This is a genomic window from Rhodanobacter sp. C05, from assembly GCF_002001165.1.
Taxonomy (GTDB): Bacteria; Pseudomonadota; Gammaproteobacteria; order Xanthomonadales; family Rhodanobacteraceae; genus Rhodanobacter.
In genome coordinates this window covers 96,038-117,437 of the sequence record NZ_MUNQ01000022.1, presented here as the reverse complement: position 1 = coordinate 117,437, position 21,400 = coordinate 96,038, and the positions used below count along the sequence as shown (strand labels likewise).

At 61.1% G+C, this 21,400-nt stretch carries 22 protein-coding genes; 9 read left to right on the top strand and 13 right to left on the bottom strand.

The genetic code is table 11. From position 1 onward, the window contains the following. Positions 1 to 701: 701 nt before the first annotated feature. The 5 genes from B0E51_RS17620 to B0E51_RS19565 form a co-directional block, all read right to left on the bottom strand. Positions 702 to 1,295 (bottom strand): hypothetical protein, encoded by a 594-nt coding sequence (locus B0E51_RS17620; protein ID WP_077446185.1) that lies wholly within the window; start codon positions 1,293 to 1,295, stop codon positions 702 to 704. 13 nt (positions 1,296 to 1,308) lie between these two features. After that, the gene (locus tag B0E51_RS17615) at positions 1,309 to 2,052 is read right to left on the bottom strand and encodes a hypothetical protein (RefSeq protein ID WP_077446184.1); all 744 of its coding nucleotides are present in this window, start codon (positions 2,050 to 2,052) and stop codon (positions 1,309 to 1,311) included. Then, entirely contained in the window at positions 2,045 to 2,443 is a 399-nt protein-coding gene (locus tag B0E51_RS17610) for a hypothetical protein (protein WP_077446183.1), read from the bottom strand. The genes B0E51_RS17615 and B0E51_RS17610 overlap by 8 nt, the downstream gene beginning before the upstream one ends. Positions 2,444 to 2,472: 29 nt before the next feature. Then, positions 2,473 to 3,036 carry a hypothetical protein gene (locus B0E51_RS17605; protein ID WP_077446182.1) on the bottom strand — a complete coding sequence of 188 codons (564 nt, stop codon included), beginning with the start codon at positions 3,034 to 3,036 and terminating at the stop codon, positions 2,473 to 2,475. A 640-nt stretch (positions 3,037 to 3,676) separates the two neighbouring features. Next, complete coding sequence (locus tag B0E51_RS19565; RefSeq protein WP_168172680.1) at positions 3,677 to 3,844, bottom strand: hypothetical protein; 168 nt, start codon at positions 3,842 to 3,844, stop codon at positions 3,677 to 3,679. A gap of 56 nt (positions 3,845 to 3,900) precedes the next feature. On the opposite strand from B0E51_RS19565, the gene B0E51_RS17595 reads away from it, so the two are divergent. Both B0E51_RS17595 and B0E51_RS17590 read left to right on the top strand, forming a co-directional pair. Beyond that, on the top strand, positions 3,901 to 4,290 hold the full coding sequence (locus tag B0E51_RS17595; RefSeq protein WP_077446181.1) for a nuclear transport factor 2 family protein: 390 nt from the start codon (positions 3,901 to 3,903) through the stop codon (positions 4,288 to 4,290). Between the two features lie 117 nt (positions 4,291 to 4,407). Beyond that, entirely contained in the window at positions 4,408 to 5,265 is an 858-nt protein-coding gene (locus tag B0E51_RS17590; protein ID WP_077446180.1) for a helix-turn-helix transcriptional regulator, read from the top strand. Here the strand turns inward: B0E51_RS17590 and B0E51_RS17585 are convergent, their stop codons facing one another. Next, a complete protein-coding gene (locus B0E51_RS17585; RefSeq protein ID WP_077446179.1) occupies positions 5,266 to 5,919 on the bottom strand; it encodes a helix-turn-helix domain-containing protein in 654 nt (217 codons plus the stop codon). 91 nt (positions 5,920 to 6,010) lie between these two features. On the opposite strand from B0E51_RS17585, the gene B0E51_RS17580 reads away from it, so the two are divergent. The 4 genes from B0E51_RS17580 (at position 6,011) to B0E51_RS17565 (ending at position 11,883) form a co-directional block, all read left to right on the top strand. Next, positions 6,011 to 7,891, top strand: a complete 1,881-nt coding sequence (locus tag B0E51_RS17580; RefSeq protein ID WP_168172679.1) for an aspartyl protease family protein — start codon at positions 6,011 to 6,013, stop codon at positions 7,889 to 7,891. A 188-nt stretch (positions 7,892 to 8,079) separates the two neighbouring features. After that, complete coding sequence (locus tag B0E51_RS17575) at positions 8,080 to 8,631, top strand: YdeI/OmpD-associated family protein (protein ID WP_077446177.1); 552 nt, start codon at positions 8,080 to 8,082, stop codon at positions 8,629 to 8,631. A 375-nt stretch (positions 8,632 to 9,006) separates the two neighbouring features. Next, positions 9,007 to 9,228 (top strand): hypothetical protein, encoded by a 222-nt coding sequence (locus B0E51_RS17570; RefSeq protein ID WP_143525995.1) that lies wholly within the window; start codon positions 9,007 to 9,009, stop codon positions 9,226 to 9,228. Between the two features lie 63 nt (positions 9,229 to 9,291). After that, entirely contained in the window at positions 9,292 to 11,883 is a 2,592-nt protein-coding gene (locus B0E51_RS17565) for a S53 family peptidase (RefSeq protein WP_077446175.1), read from the top strand. A 201-nt stretch (positions 11,884 to 12,084) separates the two neighbouring features. Here the strand turns inward: B0E51_RS17565 and B0E51_RS17560 are convergent, their stop codons facing one another. From B0E51_RS17560 to B0E51_RS17550, 3 genes are all read right to left on the bottom strand, one after another. After that, the gene (locus tag B0E51_RS17560) at positions 12,085 to 12,699 is read right to left on the bottom strand and encodes a glutathione S-transferase family protein (RefSeq protein WP_077446174.1); all 615 of its coding nucleotides are present in this window, start codon (positions 12,697 to 12,699) and stop codon (positions 12,085 to 12,087) included. Further along, the gene (locus B0E51_RS17555; RefSeq protein WP_143525994.1) at positions 12,696 to 13,331 is read right to left on the bottom strand and encodes a glutathione S-transferase family protein; all 636 of its coding nucleotides are present in this window, start codon (positions 13,329 to 13,331) and stop codon (positions 12,696 to 12,698) included. The genes B0E51_RS17560 and B0E51_RS17555 overlap by 4 nt, the downstream gene beginning before the upstream one ends. Before the next feature lie 434 nt (positions 13,332 to 13,765). Continuing rightward, positions 13,766 to 14,323 (bottom strand): isoprenylcysteine carboxylmethyltransferase family protein, encoded by a 558-nt coding sequence (locus B0E51_RS17550; RefSeq protein WP_077446173.1) that lies wholly within the window; start codon positions 14,321 to 14,323, stop codon positions 13,766 to 13,768. An 88-nt stretch (positions 14,324 to 14,411) separates the two neighbouring features. Between B0E51_RS17550 and B0E51_RS19370 the strand changes: the two genes are divergently transcribed. After that, positions 14,412 to 14,591 carry a hypothetical protein gene (locus B0E51_RS19370; RefSeq protein ID WP_143525993.1) on the top strand — a complete coding sequence of 60 codons (180 nt, stop codon included), beginning with the start codon at positions 14,412 to 14,414 and terminating at the stop codon, positions 14,589 to 14,591. Positions 14,592 to 14,762: 171 nt separating this feature from the next. Here the strand turns inward: B0E51_RS19370 and B0E51_RS17545 are convergent, their stop codons facing one another. The 3 genes from B0E51_RS17545 to B0E51_RS17535 form a co-directional block, all read right to left on the bottom strand. Continuing rightward, positions 14,763 to 16,814 (bottom strand): alpha/beta hydrolase domain-containing protein, encoded by a 2,052-nt coding sequence (locus B0E51_RS17545; RefSeq protein ID WP_143525992.1) that lies wholly within the window; start codon positions 16,812 to 16,814, stop codon positions 14,763 to 14,765. A gap of 300 nt (positions 16,815 to 17,114) precedes the next feature. After that, complete coding sequence (locus B0E51_RS17540; RefSeq protein ID WP_077446171.1) at positions 17,115 to 17,942, bottom strand: PDZ domain-containing protein; 828 nt, start codon at positions 17,940 to 17,942, stop codon at positions 17,115 to 17,117. A 603-nt stretch (positions 17,943 to 18,545) separates the two neighbouring features. Then, positions 18,546 to 18,905, bottom strand: a complete 360-nt coding sequence (locus B0E51_RS17535; protein WP_077446170.1) for a helix-turn-helix domain-containing protein — start codon at positions 18,903 to 18,905, stop codon at positions 18,546 to 18,548. 260 nt (positions 18,906 to 19,165) lie between these two features. Here B0E51_RS17535 and B0E51_RS17530 point away from each other — a divergent pair, with 260 nt between their 5' ends. Both B0E51_RS17530 and B0E51_RS17525 read left to right on the top strand, forming a co-directional pair. Then, positions 19,166 to 19,843 (top strand): hypothetical protein, encoded by a 678-nt coding sequence (locus tag B0E51_RS17530; RefSeq protein WP_077446199.1) that lies wholly within the window; start codon positions 19,166 to 19,168, stop codon positions 19,841 to 19,843. Positions 19,844 to 19,985: 142 nt separating this feature from the next. Next, positions 19,986 to 20,297, top strand: a complete 312-nt coding sequence (locus B0E51_RS17525; RefSeq protein WP_077446169.1) for a helix-turn-helix domain-containing protein — start codon at positions 19,986 to 19,988, stop codon at positions 20,295 to 20,297. A 64-nt stretch (positions 20,298 to 20,361) separates the two neighbouring features. On the opposite strand, the gene B0E51_RS17520 is transcribed toward B0E51_RS17525, so the two are convergent. After that, on the bottom strand, positions 20,362 to 21,384 hold the full coding sequence (locus tag B0E51_RS17520; RefSeq protein ID WP_077446168.1) for a 2-dehydropantoate 2-reductase: 1,023 nt from the start codon (positions 21,382 to 21,384) through the stop codon (positions 20,362 to 20,364). Positions 21,385 to 21,400 lie beyond the last annotated feature (16 nt).

Sequence of the window (21,400 nt, the reverse complement as noted above, 5' to 3'; positions counted from 1 at the left end):
CGCCGCGTCGGCTTCTTCTTCGACTCGAAACTCAACGACGCAAACGAACGCTGTTTCATGGGGGAGGCGCTTCCTGGAGACTGGTCGCTATGATGCCTGAGGCGAGGAATAAATCAGAGCATCCCTAGATGCAACTTTGGCGATCGATAGCGGGGGCAGGAATGGAGCCGAATCGAATTGACGTAACAGGGCTTGTTGAGCGGATCGGTGGGAGATACCCAAAGTTTCGACCAACAAGGTCAGAAATTGACGCGTTCATCCATGAAAATTTCGAACAACTCTTACACGCAGGAGAAATCGGAAAGCTGATATTTGATGGCTGGGAGTGGCTGTTTAGAAGAAGACAGGAAAGAGAGAAATTGTGTCGATTCGTGCATCCTAGTCTTGGCGGTGTATGTAACGCACCAGTGCACTTTTTCTATGAACAGTATGTGGGTTTAGTCGCTATGTGCGAGATTGGTCATCGACAGGTCGTAGCCCCGATCGATGTCCATAGAGGGGTTGTCTAACGTCCATGAGAAGTTTTGTCGTTTCCAATCTCTGAGACGCACCAGAAAGTGAATCTGAGTCGTTATTGGCCCTTCTGCGTACATAAAGAAAAGGGATTAGAGACATTTTCCGTGACTGGATATGTCTCTGAGCTGGCCCCTATTCTTCTTTAACGACATCCAAATACGTCCAAGTGACGAACTGCGCCCAGCTTATTCGGACTTTTTCTTCTTCGGCATGTCGTGCTCCAAGTAGTTCAGTCCGTGAACGTTTACTTTGAGGTTGTCCGCGTCGGTCGCGTCGATCCAGTCCTTGTCCTGCTCAGTATCGAGCAGGCTTTGGCGCAAGGCTCCTGGCACCTTGATGCCCGGAATATCGCGGTAGCACGTGAATACGTGGTCCTGCGTGATTCCCTGCTTGATCTCCATCTTGTGCTGCAAGAAGTAGAGGAAGATCAGATTGCGTTCAAAATTGGACTTGACGTCGAACTGATCATAGAAGTCGCGCAGGCGACCACCAGCGCCTTTAGACAAGTCGAGGGTCTTAATAGTGGAGGGTTGCTTTAGCTTTTTCTTCGAAGCCGCGCCTTGTGGTGCAGTGGGTTGGACGCGCTTCTTGGGCGCTTTGCGCGTCCTATCGTTATGTCGCTCTGCGTCTGGCGCGAATGCCGGCGGCGGGGTTTGGCGTACGATTGGCTCCGATGCCAACTTTTCCTTGTAGTCGTCGTACACGCTGCGGACGAACTCCTCAGAGCCCTCGACTTCAAGTAAGCCGTTGGCGAGATCAATCTTGATTTTCGTAGTCATGCGTTTCTACCTTTCAGGAACCAAGTTTCTGGATGAGCGCAACCGCAGCTTGGTGCCCCGGCGTAGACAGCAGGTATCCGGATTTTGTGTCGCCGTGCGCCAGTTTCTTCGCATCGAGTTCTCGTAACCCCTTTCGAACGCTGCTTTCGTCGCGTCGTCTCAAACTCGTCAAGGCGTCCTTCACCGAGAGCAGGTCCGGATAGTGGCTGTGCAAGAGAAGCAGCAGTTCGTCCCTCACCGAAACGTCAGCGTGTACGAGTCGTGTGCCGCCGATCTCTTCGACGAGCGTGCCGACCGGCGCTTGGATAAGGGCGATAAGCGCGCCCGCTTCCTCCATCGTGATGCCGCTGGCGCTGCGGAGGAGTTCGGCGAGGATCCACGCTGCGCTTTGGTGCGCAAATGCCAGGTCATAGGTGTTGGGGTCGACCTCGTTCTTGTGCGCAACGTTCCGTTTGTTGCGAAGCGTGTACATTGCCCGCGCGATTCTCGCAGCACAGATGCGGAGACCGTCAGAAAGTGTGGTCTGCTCAGCTTTCTTGTCGAGGTAGTGATCCACGCTCGGCGCTGTATCGTATGTGTTGGTCGCCATATACTGCAGCGCCTGCACAAACGTCTCGACGAACTTACCAGTCGACGCGCGCTCAAGCGTTCTGGTCGCGTAATCGCGGCGGATTTTCACGAAGTCCACGACGAGTTCGGTCGCGAGCTTCTTCGTAATCAGGCCCTCAATGGCCGCGACAAGTCGCTTCTCATCCAAGGATCATCTCCTCGACGCGACGGATGCCGGCAATGCTTACCTTGTAAGTCTTGCGTGCCTTTGTGATCTGGGTTAGATGTGAGCGCAGAGCATAAGCGGTCTTCGTAATCGGGCTTCCCATAGCAGGACCTGCCAGTGATGCGACCATATCGATACCTGCGCTGGTGAGTTCCCAGCCGTCTTTTGACCGAATTGCCTTACCTTTTGATCGGGACAGCATCAAAGAAACATTCTTCTTTTTGACCGCTCGCCATCCTGCGTCAAACGCTAACTCTACAATGGACTTAATCGGGTGCGGCTTGATTGGCTCCGCCGCAAGGCATATCAATACCCTTTCGGTGTCGCTCAAATTGTCCGCCAACAGTTCCTTTAGTGCATCGTGGTATAGCATTTTTCATACCCTGAGATCGATGAATCGATTTATGCGCTTGTCGCCATTTTCTTTACCAACTCGGCCGCGGCACGGAGGCCAGGAGCCGGCAGGGTGTAGCCGCTTGTCTTGGTACCAGCAACGAGGTTGCCAAGGCTAACGCGGGTCTTCGCATGGTTGGCACTATCGTGACATCCCATATGCTTACAAAGTGATACTGCGTCAGATTCCGAAAATTTGGCCTCGTCTGACTCGAGGAATGAGCGGATTCCGGAAAGAAGGTAGCAATTCTGAGACTTGCCCCTTTTTCCTTCGCCCGGCACGTCATTGACGATAATTTCAACCTCGGTGCCGTCTTTGTGAAATATTTCGCCCAGCACGGATTCGTCAATTCCGTTTTGACTCATCCATCGAGTGGCCTTGGTGCCAAAGGCCCCTCCATTGTCGGCTCCAGAGTCAGAATTCCCGGTAGCAGAGCTCTTAGGCGAATTCGAGTCGTCCCCAAGCAGCGTAAGTGCTGATCTCACAACTTTTGCCCGGTCCGTTGGTTCGAGCGGCTCAAGAAGCTTGTACACGCCACTAACGATGCTGGGGAGATCGATGGAGCTTGCCATTTGGCACCTCGTTCATGACTCAGTGCGCCTGAGTCTCCTGAGCTAAGATCAGGCCATAAGCGATCGGTGTTGTCAATACCGCATCCATGTGATGTGCCGTATATTACGTATTGTTATTAAAAAATATATATAAAGCAGTTAGTTGAAGTAGATGTTTAGGATGATTTGTATGTTACAAAGTACGGCATTGGTATGGGAAGCGGACAAAACGGGGTCAGGTTCGACTTTCCAATGAATCACGAGGTTTCCGTGGCCGCCCGATCTTGAGCGGCGTGGCCGGTGGGGTGAGCTGGGCCTCGATGGCGGCGCGGAAGCGGTCGGATCCGAGCGCATGCTGGCTGGCGTTGAAGGTGTAACCGGATTGCCTCGATGTCCTCGTCGGAGAGTGCTTCCAGCGCGATGGAAAAGGTGTCAGGGGCAATTTTTGATCGTCTACCAAGTCGCTCGAATTATCCCTGACGGTATTCTTTGCATTCTTTGCGTGGGACGGATTAAAGGGGACGTGGCTAATTAATTTCGTCGACCACGTTCACCGCCACGAAAAAGCGCGCCCACGAAGCGTGGGCGCGCCAGGTCTGGACGAGAAACGCGTGGCGCTTACTTCAGGAGCGCATCCCGCAGCGCAGCTGAGAAAAAGGTGTCACGGACAATTATCGGCAGCTCTTGAATCGTCCCTGACACCATTTTTTGTTTTGACGGCCAGCAAGGATTTTGACGCGTCGCTATTACCTCGCACGTCATTGCTGGCGGGCGGCATGTCGCCGATAGTGGCGCCACGCCCGACGAAACGATGCGCATCGACTGACATTCGGGTAACTCCAGGCACCTTGTCGGGTGCCCATCCAGATGCTCAGGAGAGATGCGATGACCACGATGACTTTCACCCGCAAAGACCCGCCTCAGTGGCTGCTCGATTTCTGGAAGGAGATCGACGACAAGACCTTCGGCAAGGGCTTCGACTGCTTCGCGCACGATGCCGTCTGCAACCTCGGCGTGGCCGATTGGCACGGCCGCGACGCCATCCGCGAGAACCTTCGCCAGTTCATCGATCGCGGCTTCACCGCACACCACGATGTCGTGGAGTACTGGGACGGTGGCTCGCTCAAGGTGTTCCATGGCAAGGTGCGGATGACCTTCGACGATCCGGCGCTACCGGTCGTACGGCCTGCGATGGCGCACTTTTTCTACATGGACGAGAAGGATCCCGCCAAGGTCCGTCGCTGGCTCGGTTCGGTCGGTCCGATCGAGTTCTGATGCAACGCGGAGGATCATGCGACGCCAGGATGCGTGCCGGGAACCGAATACACGCCCCCGGGCGTCGCATGATCCTCCGTGTTGATTCCTTTGAACGGACAACCCAGGTGATATCGCATGACCACCCGACCCACTGAAGCTGCCGTCGGCGGCGAACTGGGCGAATTGCTTCGTTACTGGCGCGGCACACGCGGCAAGAGCCAGATCGAATTGTCGCTGGATACCGGCGTGTCACAGCGCCACCTCAGCTTCATCGAGAGCGGCCGCAGCGCGCCGAGCCGGCAGACCCTGATGAATATCGCGCAGGGGCTGGAAGTGCCGTTTCGCGATCGCAATCGCCTGCTGCTGGCCGCGGGTTTCGCGCCGATCTACGGCGAGGATGCCTGGAACGCCGATGAGATGAAGAGCGTGAACGCCGCGCTGGAGCGTGTGCTGCGCCAGCACGAGCCGTTTCCCGCGGTGGTGATGGACCGCTACTGGAACGTGTTCATGACAAACGCGTCGGCACCGCGTTTCTTCAACATGTTCATCGATCTCGAGGCGCGACCGAAGCCACGCAACCTGCTGCAGCTGATGTTCGATCCTGCTGGCTTGCGCCCGTTCATCACGCACTGGGATCGCACCGCGAAGAGCCTGATCCAGCGCGTGCACCGCGAGTCGGTGGGGCAGGTGATCGACGAACGCACCCGGGATCTGCTCACCACGCTGGTGGCCTACCCCGACGTGGAGGATGCCCTGAAGCCGGCCGACGCGGCGATACCGGAACCGACGCTGCCGATGATCCCGCTGAGCTTCGTCAGGGACGGCCGCACGCTCAACTATTTTTCGATGGTGACCACGGTCGGCACGCCACAGACTATCGCGACGCAGGAGTTGCGCATCGAGTGCATGTATCCGGCGGACGATCGGACCGATGCGCAGCATCGCGAGCTGATGGCTGGTGCGAAGAAGCCTCCGGTAATCAAATTCGGGTAATTACCTCCGTCCCTTTTTGGGGTGCGTCGCGCCATCTGTCGGCGATCGGCGACGCGCCGAATCGGCCGGTGCGTCGCGCCGTGCGGGTTTCGCGTCGATAGGCGCGAGGATCCAGTGGAATGCGACGAGCTTGCCGTCCGGCTTTGGGCGCGTGCCAAGCAGCAAGTCGGACAGGCGCTGCAGCAGGCGGTTCACTTCCAGCAGATCGTCGGGATCGGCCCAGCCGCGAAGTCGTGCCACCCATAGTTCGCGTGCTGGCCCTTCGACGATCGTGTCGGAATGGGCCAGCGCCCGCACGAAATCGCGCTGCGCGAGTCGCGACATGCTGGCGGCGACGCGCGCAACGGCTTTCGCATTCGCGGTCGCGCCGGGTTTGTAGCGCAGGCGCATGCGTTCTCCGGGGGGCGTTACCAGGCGATAGCGGCGCGCGTCGGCATCGATGATTTCCTCCAGCAAACCGCCGCGCACAAGCGTGCGCAGATGGTAGTAAAGCCCGTCGGCGGATCGGCCGAGCTGCATCGCGAGCTCAGCCACCGTCGCTACGCCGCCCAACGCCTGGATCGCGGTGACGAGCTCGATGCGGATCGGGGTCGACAGCACCGCGATCCTTTTCGCATCCTCGACGATGCCGCTCGTCGCCTTTTTCTGTGCCATCGGTTGGGTTGTCTTTGTTGAAATTATGATGAATTATTCAATGAAGCCTGCCGCCGCACAAGCGGCCGACCACCCTGTGACGGAGACGGACATGACCAGAAGAATGGTGGTATCGGTGCTGACCGGCGCGATCGCGCTGTTGCTCGCGACAGCGGCGCAGGGCGAGGATGCAAACGCGGTGTTCGCACGTTACAAGGCCGCGAGCGGCGGCGCGCGTTGGGACAGTCTGCATTCGCTGCAAAGCGCAGGCAGCCTCAGCGCGGGTGGCCTCAAGGGCAAATTCCATCAGACCGAGGATCTGCTGACCGGCCGTTCCAGCGACAGCTACACGATCGGCCCGATCGATGGGGCCGATGGCTACGACGGCACACATGCGTGGTCGCGTTCTCCCGGTGGCGAAGTTGCGGTACTCGACGACCCTGATGCCGTACGCAGCGCACATACCGATGCATGGATGAACGCGTCCGCATTCTGGTATCCGAAGCGCGGCCACGCGACGTACGGCAAGGTGGAAACGCATGAGATCAACGGCAAACAGTACAACGTCGTCGACGCGACACCGGATGGTGGCAATCCGGCGATGCTCTGGTTTGCGGCCGACACCGGCCTGCTGGCGCGCAGTGTGCGAAAGATGGGCGGGGACACGCTCACGACGACGTTCGATGACTACCGCAATGTCGACGGCGTCCGCCTGCCATTCCACATCGCCGACGACCAGACCGATGCCGCCGGCCGTACCGATCCGCGCAATCACCACGAAGTGCAGTTCGATCGCATCGACACGAACGTCGCGGTCGCCGACCGCGATTTCGCGGTGCCTTCGATGGCTGCGACTGCGCATATCGACAACGCGAGCGGCATCAGCAAAGTACCGTTCGAGCTGGCCAACAATCACATCTATGTGGATGGGGCTGTCGATGGCAAGCCGGCACGATTCCTCGTCGATACCGGCGGCATCAGCCTGCTGACGCCCGTGGCGGCGAAGAAATTCGGACTCGCCAGCGCCGGCCGCATGGCGGCCAGTGGTGCGGGCGAGAATCCGACGGATCTGGCCTTCGCGCGCGGAAAGCAGGTGCGTGTGGGCGCGGCAACGCTTTCCGATCCGATGTTCTACGTGATCGACCTGGGCAATCTGCCGCAGATCGAGGGCGTGCCGATCGACGGCCTGGTCGGTTACGAGATGTTCCGCCGCTTCGATGTACAGATCGACTATGCGAACAAGGTGCTGACCTTGGTCGATCCGAAGAAATTCAAGCCGCCAGTGGATGCGACAGCGCTGGACTTCAAGCTCGCTGGCACGATCCCGGAGATTTCGGGCGAGCTCGATGGCATGCCTGTCGTGCTCACCGTCGATACCGGCTCGCGCGATTCCCTCACGTTGAGCTCGCCCTTCGTGCGCGCACACGGCCTGGCCGCGAAATATGCCGCCTCGCCCGAAGCGGTCATCGGCTGGGGTGTCGGCGGCGCGGCGCGCGGGCGTCCGGCGCGTTTCGGCACGTTGAAGCTCGGTGCCCTCGCTGTCAAAGACATCGCCGGCGACCTCTCCATCAGCGACAAGGGCGCATTCAGCGATCCGAATGTCGCCGGCAATCTTGGGGGTGGTGTCTTGCATCGCTTCACGGTGACGTTCGATTACGCGAACCGGAAGATGTACCTCTCACCGAACGCCGATTTCGGCAAACCCGACCTTTTCGATCGCAGTGGACTGTGGCTGTTCGCCGATGGTGATGCATTGAAGATTGTTGATGTCGCACAGGGAAGCGCCGCCGAGCATTCTGGCCTGCGTGCGGGTGACCGCGTTACCGCGATCGATCATGCGGCTGTGTCCACAAAATCGTTGACCGACTGGCGTCGGCAATGGCGCGAGCTTCCCTCCGGCACGCATGTCGCTGTCGCATTCCAGCGCAATGGCAAGGTGCTGACCGCGGATTTGGTGCTGGCGGATCGCATGCCCGTTCACGCATTGCGATAAGGGGACGGGGTAATTGGGGAAACGAAAAAAGGTGTCGGGGACCGAGTCAAAACGTGGTCGGGTTCGCTTGGTTAAGGGCGCGAAAGTGAACTCGCCTCCCGCTCCTGGGCGAGGCCCTTTGCGAATCATGTAAACGATCAGCACGCGGCGCGAACACGGATCACGGCGACCGGTGCTACCGTTCCGCCATGGCCAAACCCACCGCGGTGATCAAGTTCAAGGCGAAGCTGTCGCGTCCCGCGACGCCCAAGGGCGCGGCGTGGACCTTCCTGGTGCTGCCTGTGGTTGCGAGCGCGAAGCTGCCGACGCGGAGCATGGTCACCGTCGAGGGCAGCTTTGAAGACCAGCCCTTCCAGGCCACGCTGGAACCGGACGGCCACGGCAGTCACTGGCTCAAGATCGACAAGGCCTTGCGCGAGGCCGCCGGTGTCGCCGCCGGCGACAGCGTCGCGCTGGAGATCGCGCCGGTGGAGAAGGAGCCCGAACCCAAGGTGCCCGTCGATCTGCGCAAGGCGCTGGCGTCCAACGCGGACGCCAAGGCGACATGGGCCGACATCACGCCGGTGGCGCGACGCGACTGGATCCACTGGATCACCTCCGGCAAGAAGGCGGAGACGCGCGGCAAGCGCATCGCCACCGCTTGCGACAAGCTTGCGTGCGGCAAACGCCATGCCTGCTGCTTCGATCGCTCCGGGATGTACAGCAAGGGCAGCATGGGCGCGCCCGAAGCGGCGGAGTAGGGCAACACAGGGGCAAGTTCACTTGGCAACGCGCGGCAGTTGACCCCCGTGTTGGATTCGCTGAATCCAGGCCCGGAGCGGCCCTTTATCAGCCGGTCGAAGGCTGGCCAGTAAACACCGCCCATTGCGCGGCGAAAGCACGCTTGAAGGCGGCCCGCGCTTCGCCGCGGTCGACATGGGCGGCGAGGTTCGGTCAAGCCGATCATCGGTTCCGATCGACCACGATCAGGGTTCCGGCCGTGATCAGTCCCACCGTGTACGTTCCAGTTCCGGCCTCAGACAGCCCGCAAGAACTTGCTCGTTGACAATGGATCCACCTGAGTCGGAATCTCCGACCCACAACCTGAGCGCAATGCCAGGTGAAGGGGAACATGGATGCGTGTTTGGCAAGGGATCTGCCTGTCAGCAATGCTGCTGTTCTCGTTTGGGGCGCTGTGCCGCGCACGGTCGGTCACCCCGGAAGACGAATACAAGAAGCTGATCAAGGTGGATCGGGACATCCAGCAGCTGGGTGCGCATCCGTTCGGCGAGAACATCGGTCTCTCATACGGAAAATCGTTGCCGCAAGGCGCCGCGAGCGATGTTCGATGGCAATAAGCGGGCGACGCAATGTCGCCATATCCGATTATTCGCAAATAGCAAATAAGGGAGTATTTGGCCATGAATAGACTGAAACATGCCTTGACGCCAGCTTCGGTACGATCGCGGTTGGCGGTCGCGTTGATGCTTGCGCTCGGTGCGCAAGCCGTGACGTACGAGGTGTCGGCGCAGGCACCGGGCACGGCCGCATGGGCGACGACGCAAACGCACGCCGTCGCGACCGGCAATGCCACCTTCGGCGGCCTGGCGGCAGATCAGGAACCGGTCTCGATCACGGTGGCACTGAAATTGCGCAACAAGGACGTACTGGACAGCTTCGTTCGCGAGCTGCATCGACCGGGCAGTCCGGCTTATCACCAGTTCCTCAGCAGTGTGCAGACCACCGCCGCATTTGCGCCGACCGAGCCACAGGCCCAAGCGGTGGCGGACTACCTGCGGCAACAGGGCTACACGAACGTCAGGATCGCGCCGAACCGCATGCTGGTCACTGCAGACGGCACCGTCGGCAATGCGCGCTCGGCGTTTCGCACGCAGATCGGCCACTTCAGTCGCGGTGGACGCGCCGGCATCGCCAACATCCTCGATGTACAAGTGCCCACCGCGCTGAGCGATACGGTCGACCGCGTACTTGGCCTGCAGACGCTCGATCATGCGCAGACATTCTCCTGGCATGGCCGGATGCAACCTGTAGCGACTTCGAACCCGCGCCCGGGCTACCACATCGTCACCAGCCCCGACGGCAATCCCAATGCGCACGGCTACTATCCCCAGGAATTCGCCACCGTGTACGACGCGGGTAGCGCATCCGCTGCGACCAATACGACCGCGGCCCTCATTGGCTGGGGCAGCATGACCAATTCGGTCAACGATCTGGCGCAGATGGAGAGCGGCCAAGGCCTTGCCGCTGTGCCGACCCAGGTGGTGATCCTCGGCGGCGACAATGGCGACGATTCCGGCCAGGGCGAGTGGGGCATGGATGCGCAGGCCATCGTCGGCATCAGCGGCGGCGTGCAGAAGCTGATCTTCTACACGGCGGGCGGCGACGAAGACCAGGGCCTGATGCTGCAGACGATCAATCGCGTGATCAGCGACAACACGGCCAAGGTCATCAACATGTCGTGGGGCTGGCCCGGCTGCGAAGACTCCAGCACCGGCTGGGCGGACTCCGCATTTCAGCTGGGCGTCGCCCAGGGCCAGACCTTTTCCGCGGCCAGCGGCGACAACGGCGCCTATGCCTGCGGTGCTTCCAGCAACGGCAGCTATGGCACCACCCTGGGCGTCGGGTATCCGGCTTCTTCGCCCTATGTCGTGACGGTTGGCGGCACGACCTTGAACACCAGCACTGCGGACAGCTACATTTCCGAGTCGTCCTGGGCGTACAGCGGTGGCGGCATCAGCGCGCATGAGGCCAAGCCCACCTGGCAGAGTTCGCTGTCTGGTTCCTATCGGCAATTGCCGGATCTCGCCTTCGACGCGGACTGGACGAATACGCCGATCGTCGCCTACTTCACGGCCAGCTCCGGGTCGGGAATTCCTTCGTCGGGCTACTATGCCAATGGCGGCACCAGCCTGGCCTCACCGTTGTTCGTCGGTGCCTGGGCGCGGCTGGAGACGGCCAACAGCAATGCGCTGGGTTTCGCCCCGCCATCGCTGTACGCGTATGCCAGCACGTTTCCTTTCCACGACGTGACGACCGGCAGCAACGGCTATTACACAGCCGCCGCGGGACGCGACGATGCGACGGGTTGGGGCAGCTTCGACATCCAGGGCGCCAAGGCTTTCATCGCCTCCAATCCGGGCTTCGTTTCGGGCGGCTCCGGCGGTGCTACCCATCTGGGCATGACCTGGACCAGCTTCTTTCCAGCCAACACGGCGGGCCTGGTCCACGTAGGCAACGACAGCACCACCAATCCCTACAGCGGGGATACTGCGACAGGCACGGCGCTGCCTATCATGTGCGTCAGTATTGGCAGCAGCACGCTGCCCTACGGCATCACCACCGATTACTACGATGGCTGGACGGGCGGTACGGTCGCGTTCACCGGGGCGACGCCGGGATCGCAGCTGACCAGCCGGGCGGTGGCGGATGGCAAGTGCGCCAGCGCGTTCGGCAGCGGCTGGCGCATGGCCGAGTTCCACGATGGCGGCGGCGGCTGGAGTTATTGGAGCTACGGCAAGACTCCCGGCGGCCTGGGCCGTTTCTGGGTCGCCATCAACGACCAGCCGGCCAACCCGTGGAATACGACGACTGGAAAGGCGATGACCTGGACGGGGAGGACATCCACGGTGATTCATGTCGGGCGCGACAACACCACCAATCCGTATAGCGGGGATACGTCTCCCAGCGTGTCTTTGCCCATCCTGTGCATCGACGTGACCGGTAGCGCACTTCCTGCCGGCATCACCACCGATTCCTCCGATGGCTGGGCAAGCGGCAATTTGGCGTTCACCGGGGCGGTACCGGGATCGCAACTGACCAGCCGCGCGGTGGCGGACGGCAAATGCTCCGTCACTTTCGGCAGTGGCTGGCGGATGGCGGAGTTCCACGACGGCGGCGGCGGCTGGAGCTATTGGGGCTACGGCGCGATCCCTGCCGGCACCACGCGGTTCTGGACGGCGATCAACGATCAGCCTGCCAATCCCTGGAACTAGCGTAATCAGAAATAAGGGGACGGAGGTAATTGAACGCGGATAACTACCTCCGTCCTCTTTGATTCAAGGCTTTGCGCTCTTCGCTCGCTTCTGCCTCACGCCCGGAAGCCGCTTCGTTGACTCGACTGGAACCCGATTGGCAATCATGACAAAGACCCGGGGTCCGAATTTGCAGTTGCGGCTCGTCGATTTCAGCCGTCCTTAGGTTGGCCAGGGATCAGCCCACGCTGGAATACGCGCCAATGCGTCGAGCCAGCGAACGATATGGGGAAACGCCTCCAGCGGCATTTCCGATTCCCGCCAGTAGGCCGCCATCGAGGCGAGAGCGAAGTCGGCGATCGTGAGCCTTTCACACGCGATAAAGCGGCGGTCCGCCAGGTGGCCATCCAGGACTTTTGCGTATCTCACCAATTCCGGCACGGACGTTTTCAGTAACGCCATGTCCGGTTGCCCGATCCCGAAGGTCGCCTTGACGACATGTTCGAAATAAAACGGCGCGACGGCAGGCGACCAATGGCAATCGCTCCAGGACAGCCAGCGCAACAGCTCGACCTGCTCAGCCGGATGGTGCGCGGGCCACATGTCCGACCCGGTCTTGATGCAGAGATGGGCCATGATGGCCACCGACTCCCACAGCACAAGATCCCCATCGATCAGCGTGGGCGCCTTCATGTTGGGATTGAGCGACGCATAGTCGGGCGTCTTGAGCCCACCCGCCATCAAGTCAACTTCAACACACTCTGCCTCGATGCCGAGATGCTTCACCAGCGCCAGTACACGCCGCGGCGCCTGTGCCTTGATCCAGTAGATTTTCATGCCACTTCCAAATCGATACGGGCCAATGCCTCGGCAATCCGCAGCGGGGCGGTGGGGCGCGCATACATTCTTTCCAGGTAAGCGCGCAGGTTGGGGTGTTCGTCGATCAAATGATATTCGTTGGCCCAATCCATCAGGTAGGCCGTCACGCAATCGGCGATGGTGATGGTGTTGCCGACGATGAACTGCCGTCCTGCCATGTGATCCTCCAAGACGGCCGCCATGGCAACGAACTCCTGGCTCGCGGCAGGAATTTCTGCGGGTATCCGCTTTTCTTCCGGATGCAACCAGCTGTGGCGCGTGATGCGCCATAGCGGCTGCTCAAGCTCCGTCATGGCAAACATGACCCAGCGATACGCCTGGGCCAACTGTTTGCGATCTGCAGGAAGCAGCCCTTTGTCGGGGTATTTTTCGGCCAGGTAGATGACGATCGCTGCGGACTCGCTGAGTACCACATCGCCGTCGACGAGCACCGGCACCTTGCCGGCGGGGTTGATGCGGAGGAATTCCGGGCGATGCTGCTCTCCGGTCAGGAGGTTGATCGGCACGAACTCGAATTCGGCATCGAGTTCGTTCAATGCCCATAACACGCGAAGTGAGCGGGTGGCGGCAAATCCATAGAGTTTCAGCATGATCTTTCCTCTCAGACGAAGGGTGGCTGCTGATAACTAGACGAATGGCGGAGCGCTGAATGGACATCTTCGCGAAATATTTTTTCGGGTGTGAATCGACGCGACTGGCGTGTTTCGACACGGGCCACGCTGCCAGCTCAGGCAGAGCAGGGTCGGGACAAATTTGGTCGTCTGCCAAGTCGCTCGAATTGTCCTTCGCACGAATGGCACTTACTCAAGGATTTAAGCGCCGTCATTCCCGCGCAAGCGGGAATCCAGTGTCTTGTGTGACCTGAAACGGCTGAAGTCGCTGGATTCCCGCTTGACCAGCTTTGCTGTTGAGAAGCTTCTCGCGGGAATGACGAAAAGTTTTTCGCACTGAGGAACAGGTGTCAGGGACAATTTTTGATGGCTATCTCAGCGAGCAAATTGCGCCTGAGACCATTGTTTTCTCGTCAAAGAATGCCCGGGATCAGCGCCTTGGAGTGCTTGCGATAGTCGAGGTAGGCGTCGCCGAACGTCTCGATCATCCAGTGTTCCTCCAGGCGCAGTTTGTAGATGAGCCCGGGCAGTACGATCACGAACGCCAGCAGGCCGAGCCACTGATCCATGGCAATCGCGGTGCCGAGAAAGGCTGCCAGCAAGCCGGTATAGATGGGATGACGCACCCATCGGTACGGGCCGCTGCGCACCAGCACATGTTCAGCCTTGACCTGCACCGAACCGCTCCAGTTCGTGCCGAGGCGGAAACGCGCCCACACCGTAAACGCCAGGCCTCCGAAGGTCAGCGCCAAGCCGATCCAGTAGAAAGCCGCCTGATAAGGCAAAACCTCCTGCTGCAGGAACGGCCACGGCGTCCAGTCGGCTGCAAGCAGTGCGGCCGCGATCGCCAGTGGCAGCATGTGCAGGGCCCACGACGTCAGGTTCTCGCGGCGCGCGGTGCGTTTGTTGCGGAACGCTGCGGCCAGCCAGATCAACAGCCACGCCGTCCAGCACCATGTGAAAGGATTCATGTCACGACTCCTGTGCCAGGCCTGCAGCGTTGCGCCCGGATCGAGGGGCGGCCAGTGCCGATGGTCATTTCAAAAATAGCCGCCGCCGGTGGCCGCGTCATGCTTGCTGCCGCTGGCCGAACCACCCGCGCCGGTGGTGCCGGCGGAAGCGCCAGCCGAGGCGATGAGCGCGATGACCTGGGCGTTGGCCTCGCTGGTGTCGCCCAGTCTGGACTTTCCGCAAGGTCCGTTGTGGGTCGCAAGCGGACTTCGCGAGGTTGCTGCCTGACCGTCCGCTGCGCAATGGCCGCTCGCGGCCAGAAGCGGACAACCACCCCCGTGGACGAGGGACGCCCTGCACCACTGACTCCTGGACGGATCGCTATTCATCCCCGCACCTGCGGCATTGCGCCCGGAGAATCGCAGTGAACCCGCCATACCGATGCAAGGCCGGCGAGTGCTACTTCGTCGCACCTTCCCGTTTGCCCAGATACCAGTCGAACTTCATCGCCTCGTCCCAGCTTCTGCCCATTTTTGCGAGGATGTCTTCCCGCTGGATCGGCAGCAGGAATCGCTTCGCGATCGCGTTGTCGATCGAAGCAGCGGCGGCTTTCATGAAGCCGTCGCGATTGCCGTAACGTTCTTCAATCGACGGCCTTGGGTCGTGTGCGGCCAAGCGCTCGGCACGCGTGCGCGCAAACGGGATATATCCGCCGTTGAGGCCGGAAATGTAGCCAAAACGCGCGAGTTTCGGCGACTTCCAGTTCCAGGCAGTGTAGGTGCCGAGTGGCACCGAAGACATGGCACCGCGCCAACCGCCCAGTTCGTTGCCGTCGCTATCGACGGCAGGCACCAGCAGCGGATATTTGGGGCCGATATGCACCGGCTCGGTGATGATGCCTTCGCGCGCATAGGCGCGACCCATGCCAAGCTGCCACAACGGCGGCGGACTGGTCGGCACACGAATGCCAGGAATCGCCGGGAATTTCAGCTCGGTCGCCGCGATGAGCGTGGAGCCCAGCACCGGTGCAATCGTCGGCGGCGGCGCGATATTGTCGACCACCCACTTGCGCAGGTTTTCAAGCTGGGCATTCATGCCGTCGGCCAGATCGACATTGGCATTGTAGGGATAGGCCGCTTCCTTGCCGGCTTCGGTGAACTGGCCTGGAAACCTCAGCGCGTGCGGCACGCCAGCAAAGTAATAAAGCCGGCTATCCGCTCCCAGCGCGACCTGCTGCTTGCCATCGGTGGTCGTCTGCAGCAGCGACGCGTTGCGCGCCCAGTATTCGGAGCTGCTGATGATGTACATGATCTTGGGTACGGCATTGCCCTGCACTGCACGGTCCAGCAGGCCGGCGTGGCCTTTGCCGTCGATATCCGGCGTCGGAACATCGGCGAATGGATACAAGTCCACTGCGCGCGCATCGCTCATCACCGAGTTGCCCGCCTCGCCAGGCAGCGCGTAACGGTGATTGAAAGAGCCGCGGCCTGCGCCGGCGGTGGCGATGAGCATGCCGTCGAACACGCGTTGCCCGTCCGGGCCCGTGTTGAAGCCACGGTAGACGAAGTCGCGCAGGAAGCGGCTGCCTTGCGAATAGCCGAATGCGAAGACCGCGACGGCATCGCCGGGGCGATCGTTAATCCCGGAAGCCATGCGCCGGGTCTTCAGATGCATCGCGAAATCGCGAAAAGCCGCCTCGCCCAAGCCCATCACCGCCGCATCCTCACCCTCGTAGACGAGGCTGAAATACGTATCCGCTGCCGCAGGTTTGTCCAGCACGATGGCGCAGCGAGCATCGTTTTTCTTTTCGACCGACACTGCCGCAAAATGCCACGACTTGCGCGGTACCACGATGCCTGGATCGTGGAAATCGGCCAGCAATCGAAGCTCCGCTTTGCGCTGTTTTGCATCGTGCGCGCAGTAAAAGCCGTTGTATGCCAAATCGAAGGTCTTGCGGTCTGGCGTCATGTCCTCGGCGGCAAAGGTGGCGCGCGCAGCACTGTGCACGTGCGCAACGGGAACCTGGAGGCCGAACTGATCGGGTTCCTGTCGGGCCTGCCAACCCACCCACGCCAGCGTATAGCCAAGTTTGAAGAAGGTGGGATCCGTCAGCTCTTGCACCTTGTCGGGCGACATCAGGTCCAGCCCGTCCTTGGTTTCGAAGAAAACGCCGTCCATCTCCGTGCGTCCACGGTTTGCTACTTCGATCAGCGTCGTGTGATTGCTGTGCGCGGCATCGACAGGACGAATGAGCACAAATGGGCCGGAATACTCGACCAGGCCGCGCGCATCGACCGGTGCAAAACGAATATCGGTGACATCACGCGCAGCTTTGCTGCGCGGATCGATGGCGTAGTGGACGGTTCCGCGCAGAACTTCGTATGCGCCCACCTGGCCGAAGGTTTTTCCACCGACCCAAGGCTGCCGGCTGGCAACGTCAACGGACAAGACCTCCGCGTGTGCCAGCGGCAACGCGAGAACACAGGCAAGCAGTGCGATACGTTTCAACATGGCGATCTCCTCTTGTTTGAGTGGCGCGCGATTGAGGGCACGCGGAACCCCGGGCGGTGGCCCGTACATGACCTGTTGTGTTGCGCGTTGAGGGGTTGAAGCCCTGAAACCCGCGGGTCGATGCTTGCGTGACCCGGCCAGCGCCAGGTGTACCAAGCCGCTCCAACCACAGCGCGACCCGGGTGGTGATATGAGACGCCTACGGATCCAAGGACGGGCGTGGATCGGACAGGCGCCAGAGGGATCGGCGCCGGCAGCCTCCACCCGATCGCCAACCGATGGGACCATCTCCGTCTTGCGTCATTTCGCCTCCGTTTTGGCCGACGATGACGCAGCCATGCTCGTGTAGTCGCGCTCGGCTAGCGTAATTTCATGCTCGGTCTTGTCGCGGCGCACGCGGATCGCGACCGGCTTGGGCTTACTTGCATCGAGGCGCTCGAGCAGTTCTTGCACCCGGTCTACGGCGTGATCGTCGACGGCCAGGATCACATCGCCCTGTTGCAGTCCCCAGACGCTTGCCGGCTCCGTATGGATTACCTTGATCCCTTCGCCGTGGCCGGATTTCAGGGTGAGGGCATGGTCGGAATCATGCCAGGCGAACGTGGTCGAGCAATCGTCATCACCATGCAAGATGCCGGCAAAGGGTTTGAAGGCACCGAGGCTGGTGGCGAGGCGACCCTGCGCAGCCATGACCTGCTGCAAGTCAAGGCAGATCTTCGACGCTTCCTGATCGACGCGCGAAGTAGCGCCATTGAGCGTGGCGTCGGCCTGCTCACCGTTACCGCCGGTTACGTGCACTGCGGCGCTCTTCAAAGACTGCATCGCGACGGCCACTCCTGCCTTGCCAGTGGCCATGCCGTGTTCACGCACGGAGCGGGCGCCTTGGTAATACCGCTGCAGCTGTTCGCGCTGGCTGGCGTCGACAGTGACGGTGCGGCCGTCGATCACCAGGTTTCCAGCGGCATCGAGGTTGCCCTCGATGCCGCCAGCGCCATGCAGCATCACCCGGTCGCCACGAACCACGATGCCGCCGTTCGCGATGGTGGTCGAACCGCTGGCCAACGAGCCGTTGCTGCAGCCGGCGAGCAGGGTGCCGAGCACCAGGGCGAGGATGGTACGAGGAAACATGCCAGAACTCCTGAAGGCAATCAGCTGTTGTCACGCAAGCGACGGAACGAGACGGTGGTGGCGATCGACCCGGTACCGAGGCCCGCACCACCGTGAGGCTGGTCGAAGCCGGCCATGGTCGACGCTGGCTTGACAAGGTCCCATTCGTCGAGACTTGTGAGACGGTGTTATAGTGAACCATAACACCACACCTGACGACGTCAACGAGTAACAGGCCATGACTGATGACCTACTTGCAAACGGATGCTTGTCCGCCTGCCATGCAGGCCCCGCCGCGCCATATGGCCAAATGAGCCGTATGGCCGGAGCCAATCGGCAAGCGGCATCTTGCATGGCTACGGATGTCCTTTGGGTCGGAACCGGACATTTGATTGGCACCAGCGGACTGCACAGCGTCAACCGGCACAGGCGTTCAGCCGAACCGGAATCCGCACTTATGCCATGGGGGTTTGGCAGAGAAAATCCTGGCCTGAAGCCACTCGCCCGCTCAGGAATCCGATAAGGGGACGGCGGGTAATGACCGTCACCTTGGTCCATCGCGCCATCGCTCAACAACTCGATCGCGCGTCCGAAGATGAGGCGTGATTTATGACGCAGGCAAGATCAGGAGAGAAATTTCACCAGTAGCTGGCGCTTGGGCTCGGGCAGGTTGCGGAAGGCGTCGAGAAGGCGGCTCTCGTCGTCGGTGAGGCGCAGATAGACGGAGGATTTTTCCCCCACGCCCAAGCGGAAATGGCCTCGGCCGGTGGCAAGCCATTCGAAGCTGGCGTTGAAATCCTTGGCCAGTTCGATGATGCGGGCAAGCTCGGGCAGGGCAAGGCCGGTGAGCCATTTGCGGGCTGTCTCACGCGACACGGCGTAGCGGTCTGCCAGGGCGCTCGTTCTTCCGCGTCCTTGCACGAAACGCGTGCGGTCCAGCGTCTGCTGCAGGCGGTCCGCGAAGTCCTCGTAGGGTGCTGTCATCCAGGTTCCTGTTGTTGCATCGTCGCCACGCGCTCACGCGTGGGGACGTTGAGTGGATGCAGCGCATTGTTGCGCACCCGCCTTCGTGGAAATGCAACTTCAAGTTGTTGACATGGCCAATTTGAAGTTGCAACATGCCAGCCATGAATTGCATCGTTGCCGCCGTTGCCTGGCCCGCCGGCCCTGTGCGGTTTCGAACATCCCGACACGCCGTCCGTTGTCATGCCGTGGACGGGTACTTCATGGAACAGGAGGCGACCATGTCGACGTTCGATGCGGATGATCTGGAAACGAAGGGCTATTTCCTGCCGGAGGACAGGCAGCTTCGGCTGAAGAAGCTGCGCGAGTATGTGGAGTTCCTGGCCGACCTCGCGCGACCGCGCATGGCGGACGAGGAAAAGGAGTGGACCGCGGAGATTCGCCCGGGCGAAGGGGCGATCTGTCTGGAGCTGCTGGAGGAGAAGATCGGGCAGGTGCTGGAGGAACTCTCCTGGCCGGCCGAGCGTGGCGAAAGGGCGGCAGCATGCGAGGCCGATGCGCACGCGGACGCGGAGGATGGCACGGAAGCCGCGGAACCGGATGTCGACGAGCCGGTCATGGATGAGGCCGGCAATCGCTGTCTCTTTGGCGTCACCCTGAATCAGCTCGACGAAATCAACCTGCTGCTCGATAGCCTTCGGGCCCATGGCAATGTGGTGACCTGCAGCGATCATGCGGAGTTATCCGACGTCACGCTGTCGATCATGGGCGATGCCATCGTCCGCGACGCGCAGAAGCTGCGCGACATCATCGGCGACGTGAATGCGCAGGAGCTGGAGCCACCGCACCGGACGAAACCCGGTGTGCGCGAAGAGTGGGTCACCTACCTCGCGCTGCCCGCGCGTTCGCCCATGGGCAGCGTGTCGCCCATCGTGCGGCAGCTTCCGACCTATCAGTAGCGGGAGGCGGGGGCATGAGTCTTCAGAGACACTTTCAGCTTGGAAATGTCTCTGATCGCTTTCCTGGCGATCCATGCGAAGACCCGGCGGGAAGTCTCCCGGCCCACGTCATCCGGTTGATCAAGGACAAGATGGTGAAGTCATGAAAAAGCTGAGCAGGCAAATTCTTGAACGCGATGCCAGACGCGATATCGGCGCCGAGGTATTGCAGGCGATTGGCGAGATCAAGGCAGGTGGTGGTCGCCGATTCACCGTGCATGCAAGCCAAGCCACTGAAGCGCGGATCAAGCTTGGTCTGTCGCAAGCCGATTGCGCGGCCATGCTCGGTGTGTCTGTGCGTACGTTGCAGGATGGGGAGCAGGGCAGGCGCGAGCCGGGTGGAGCGGTGAAGGCGCTGCTGAAAGTGACCGTGGCCGCGCCGAAGATGGTGCGCAAGGTGCTTGCGGCGGCTTGATAAGCGAATCACTTGGTAAAGGCACGGAAGTGAATCCGATCCGCCTGGCAACTCGCTTGGTAGCTCAAGAGGCGCCGGTTGCAGCCCGCATCTCCGTCAGCAGTGCTTCGCCCGACCATGAAGGGCGCAGGTCGGCTTGCCCGGCTTCCCGCACGAGTTCGCATAGCCGTTCGTTCACGGGTGCGGTTTGCCCAAGACGTTGGGCGAGGCGCACGACTTCGCCGTTTATCCAGTCGATTTCCGTGGCACGCCCCGCCGCCAGGTCGTCCGACATCGACGAGCGCGCGAGCGGATCGATCGTCAGCATCCTGCGGCCCAGCCGCTCGAACCATGCATCGGGCAAGCCGAGAACACGCGGTATCCAGGAGGCCGGAAGCGGCGTCAGCCTGGCGGCTCGTATGTCGGCCTGCTTCAGAAGTGCCAGCGCTTCTTTCTGCGCCATGCCGAGGCAGATCCGGTAGGCGCGTTGCGAGAGCTCCTCCTTCAAGGGCCGGTTCGCCAGCGCGTTGATGGCATTGTTGAGATTGAGCAGCAACTTCGCCCACTGCACCGGCAACATGTCGGCGTGCTGGATCAGCGGCAGCCCCGCCTGACTGAACGCTTCGACGAATGGCTGCATGGTCGGCGCATGCCTGATCTCCAGCTCGCCCGCCGAGCCTTGGTGAAATACACCGGGACTGCGCTCGACGACATTGAATGGAACCATCCCCTCCAGCACCGTGCTCTGCGGCAGCGCTGCGCGCAGCACATCCGCATTGCCCATGCCGTTCTGGAAACTCACGACGATCGTGCCGGGGCGAAGCACGTCCGCCAGTTCTGCCGCGGCCGTGGCTGTCGCGGCGGACTTGACGGTCACCAGCACGAGATCCGCGCCGGCCGCCGCCGCAGGGTCCGTCGACACCTCGATTCGCTCCGGGGGCACATGCCAGCGGCTTTCGTCGTGCCGCGACAGCGTGAGGCCTTGATGGCGCAACTGGTCGGTGATGCGCGCACGCCCAATGAAACTGACATCGCTGCCCCCGGCAAGCAACCGTCCGCCGACATAGCAACCAACGGAGCCGGCGCCGTAGATAACGATTTTTGCCATGCGGGTTCTCACGCGA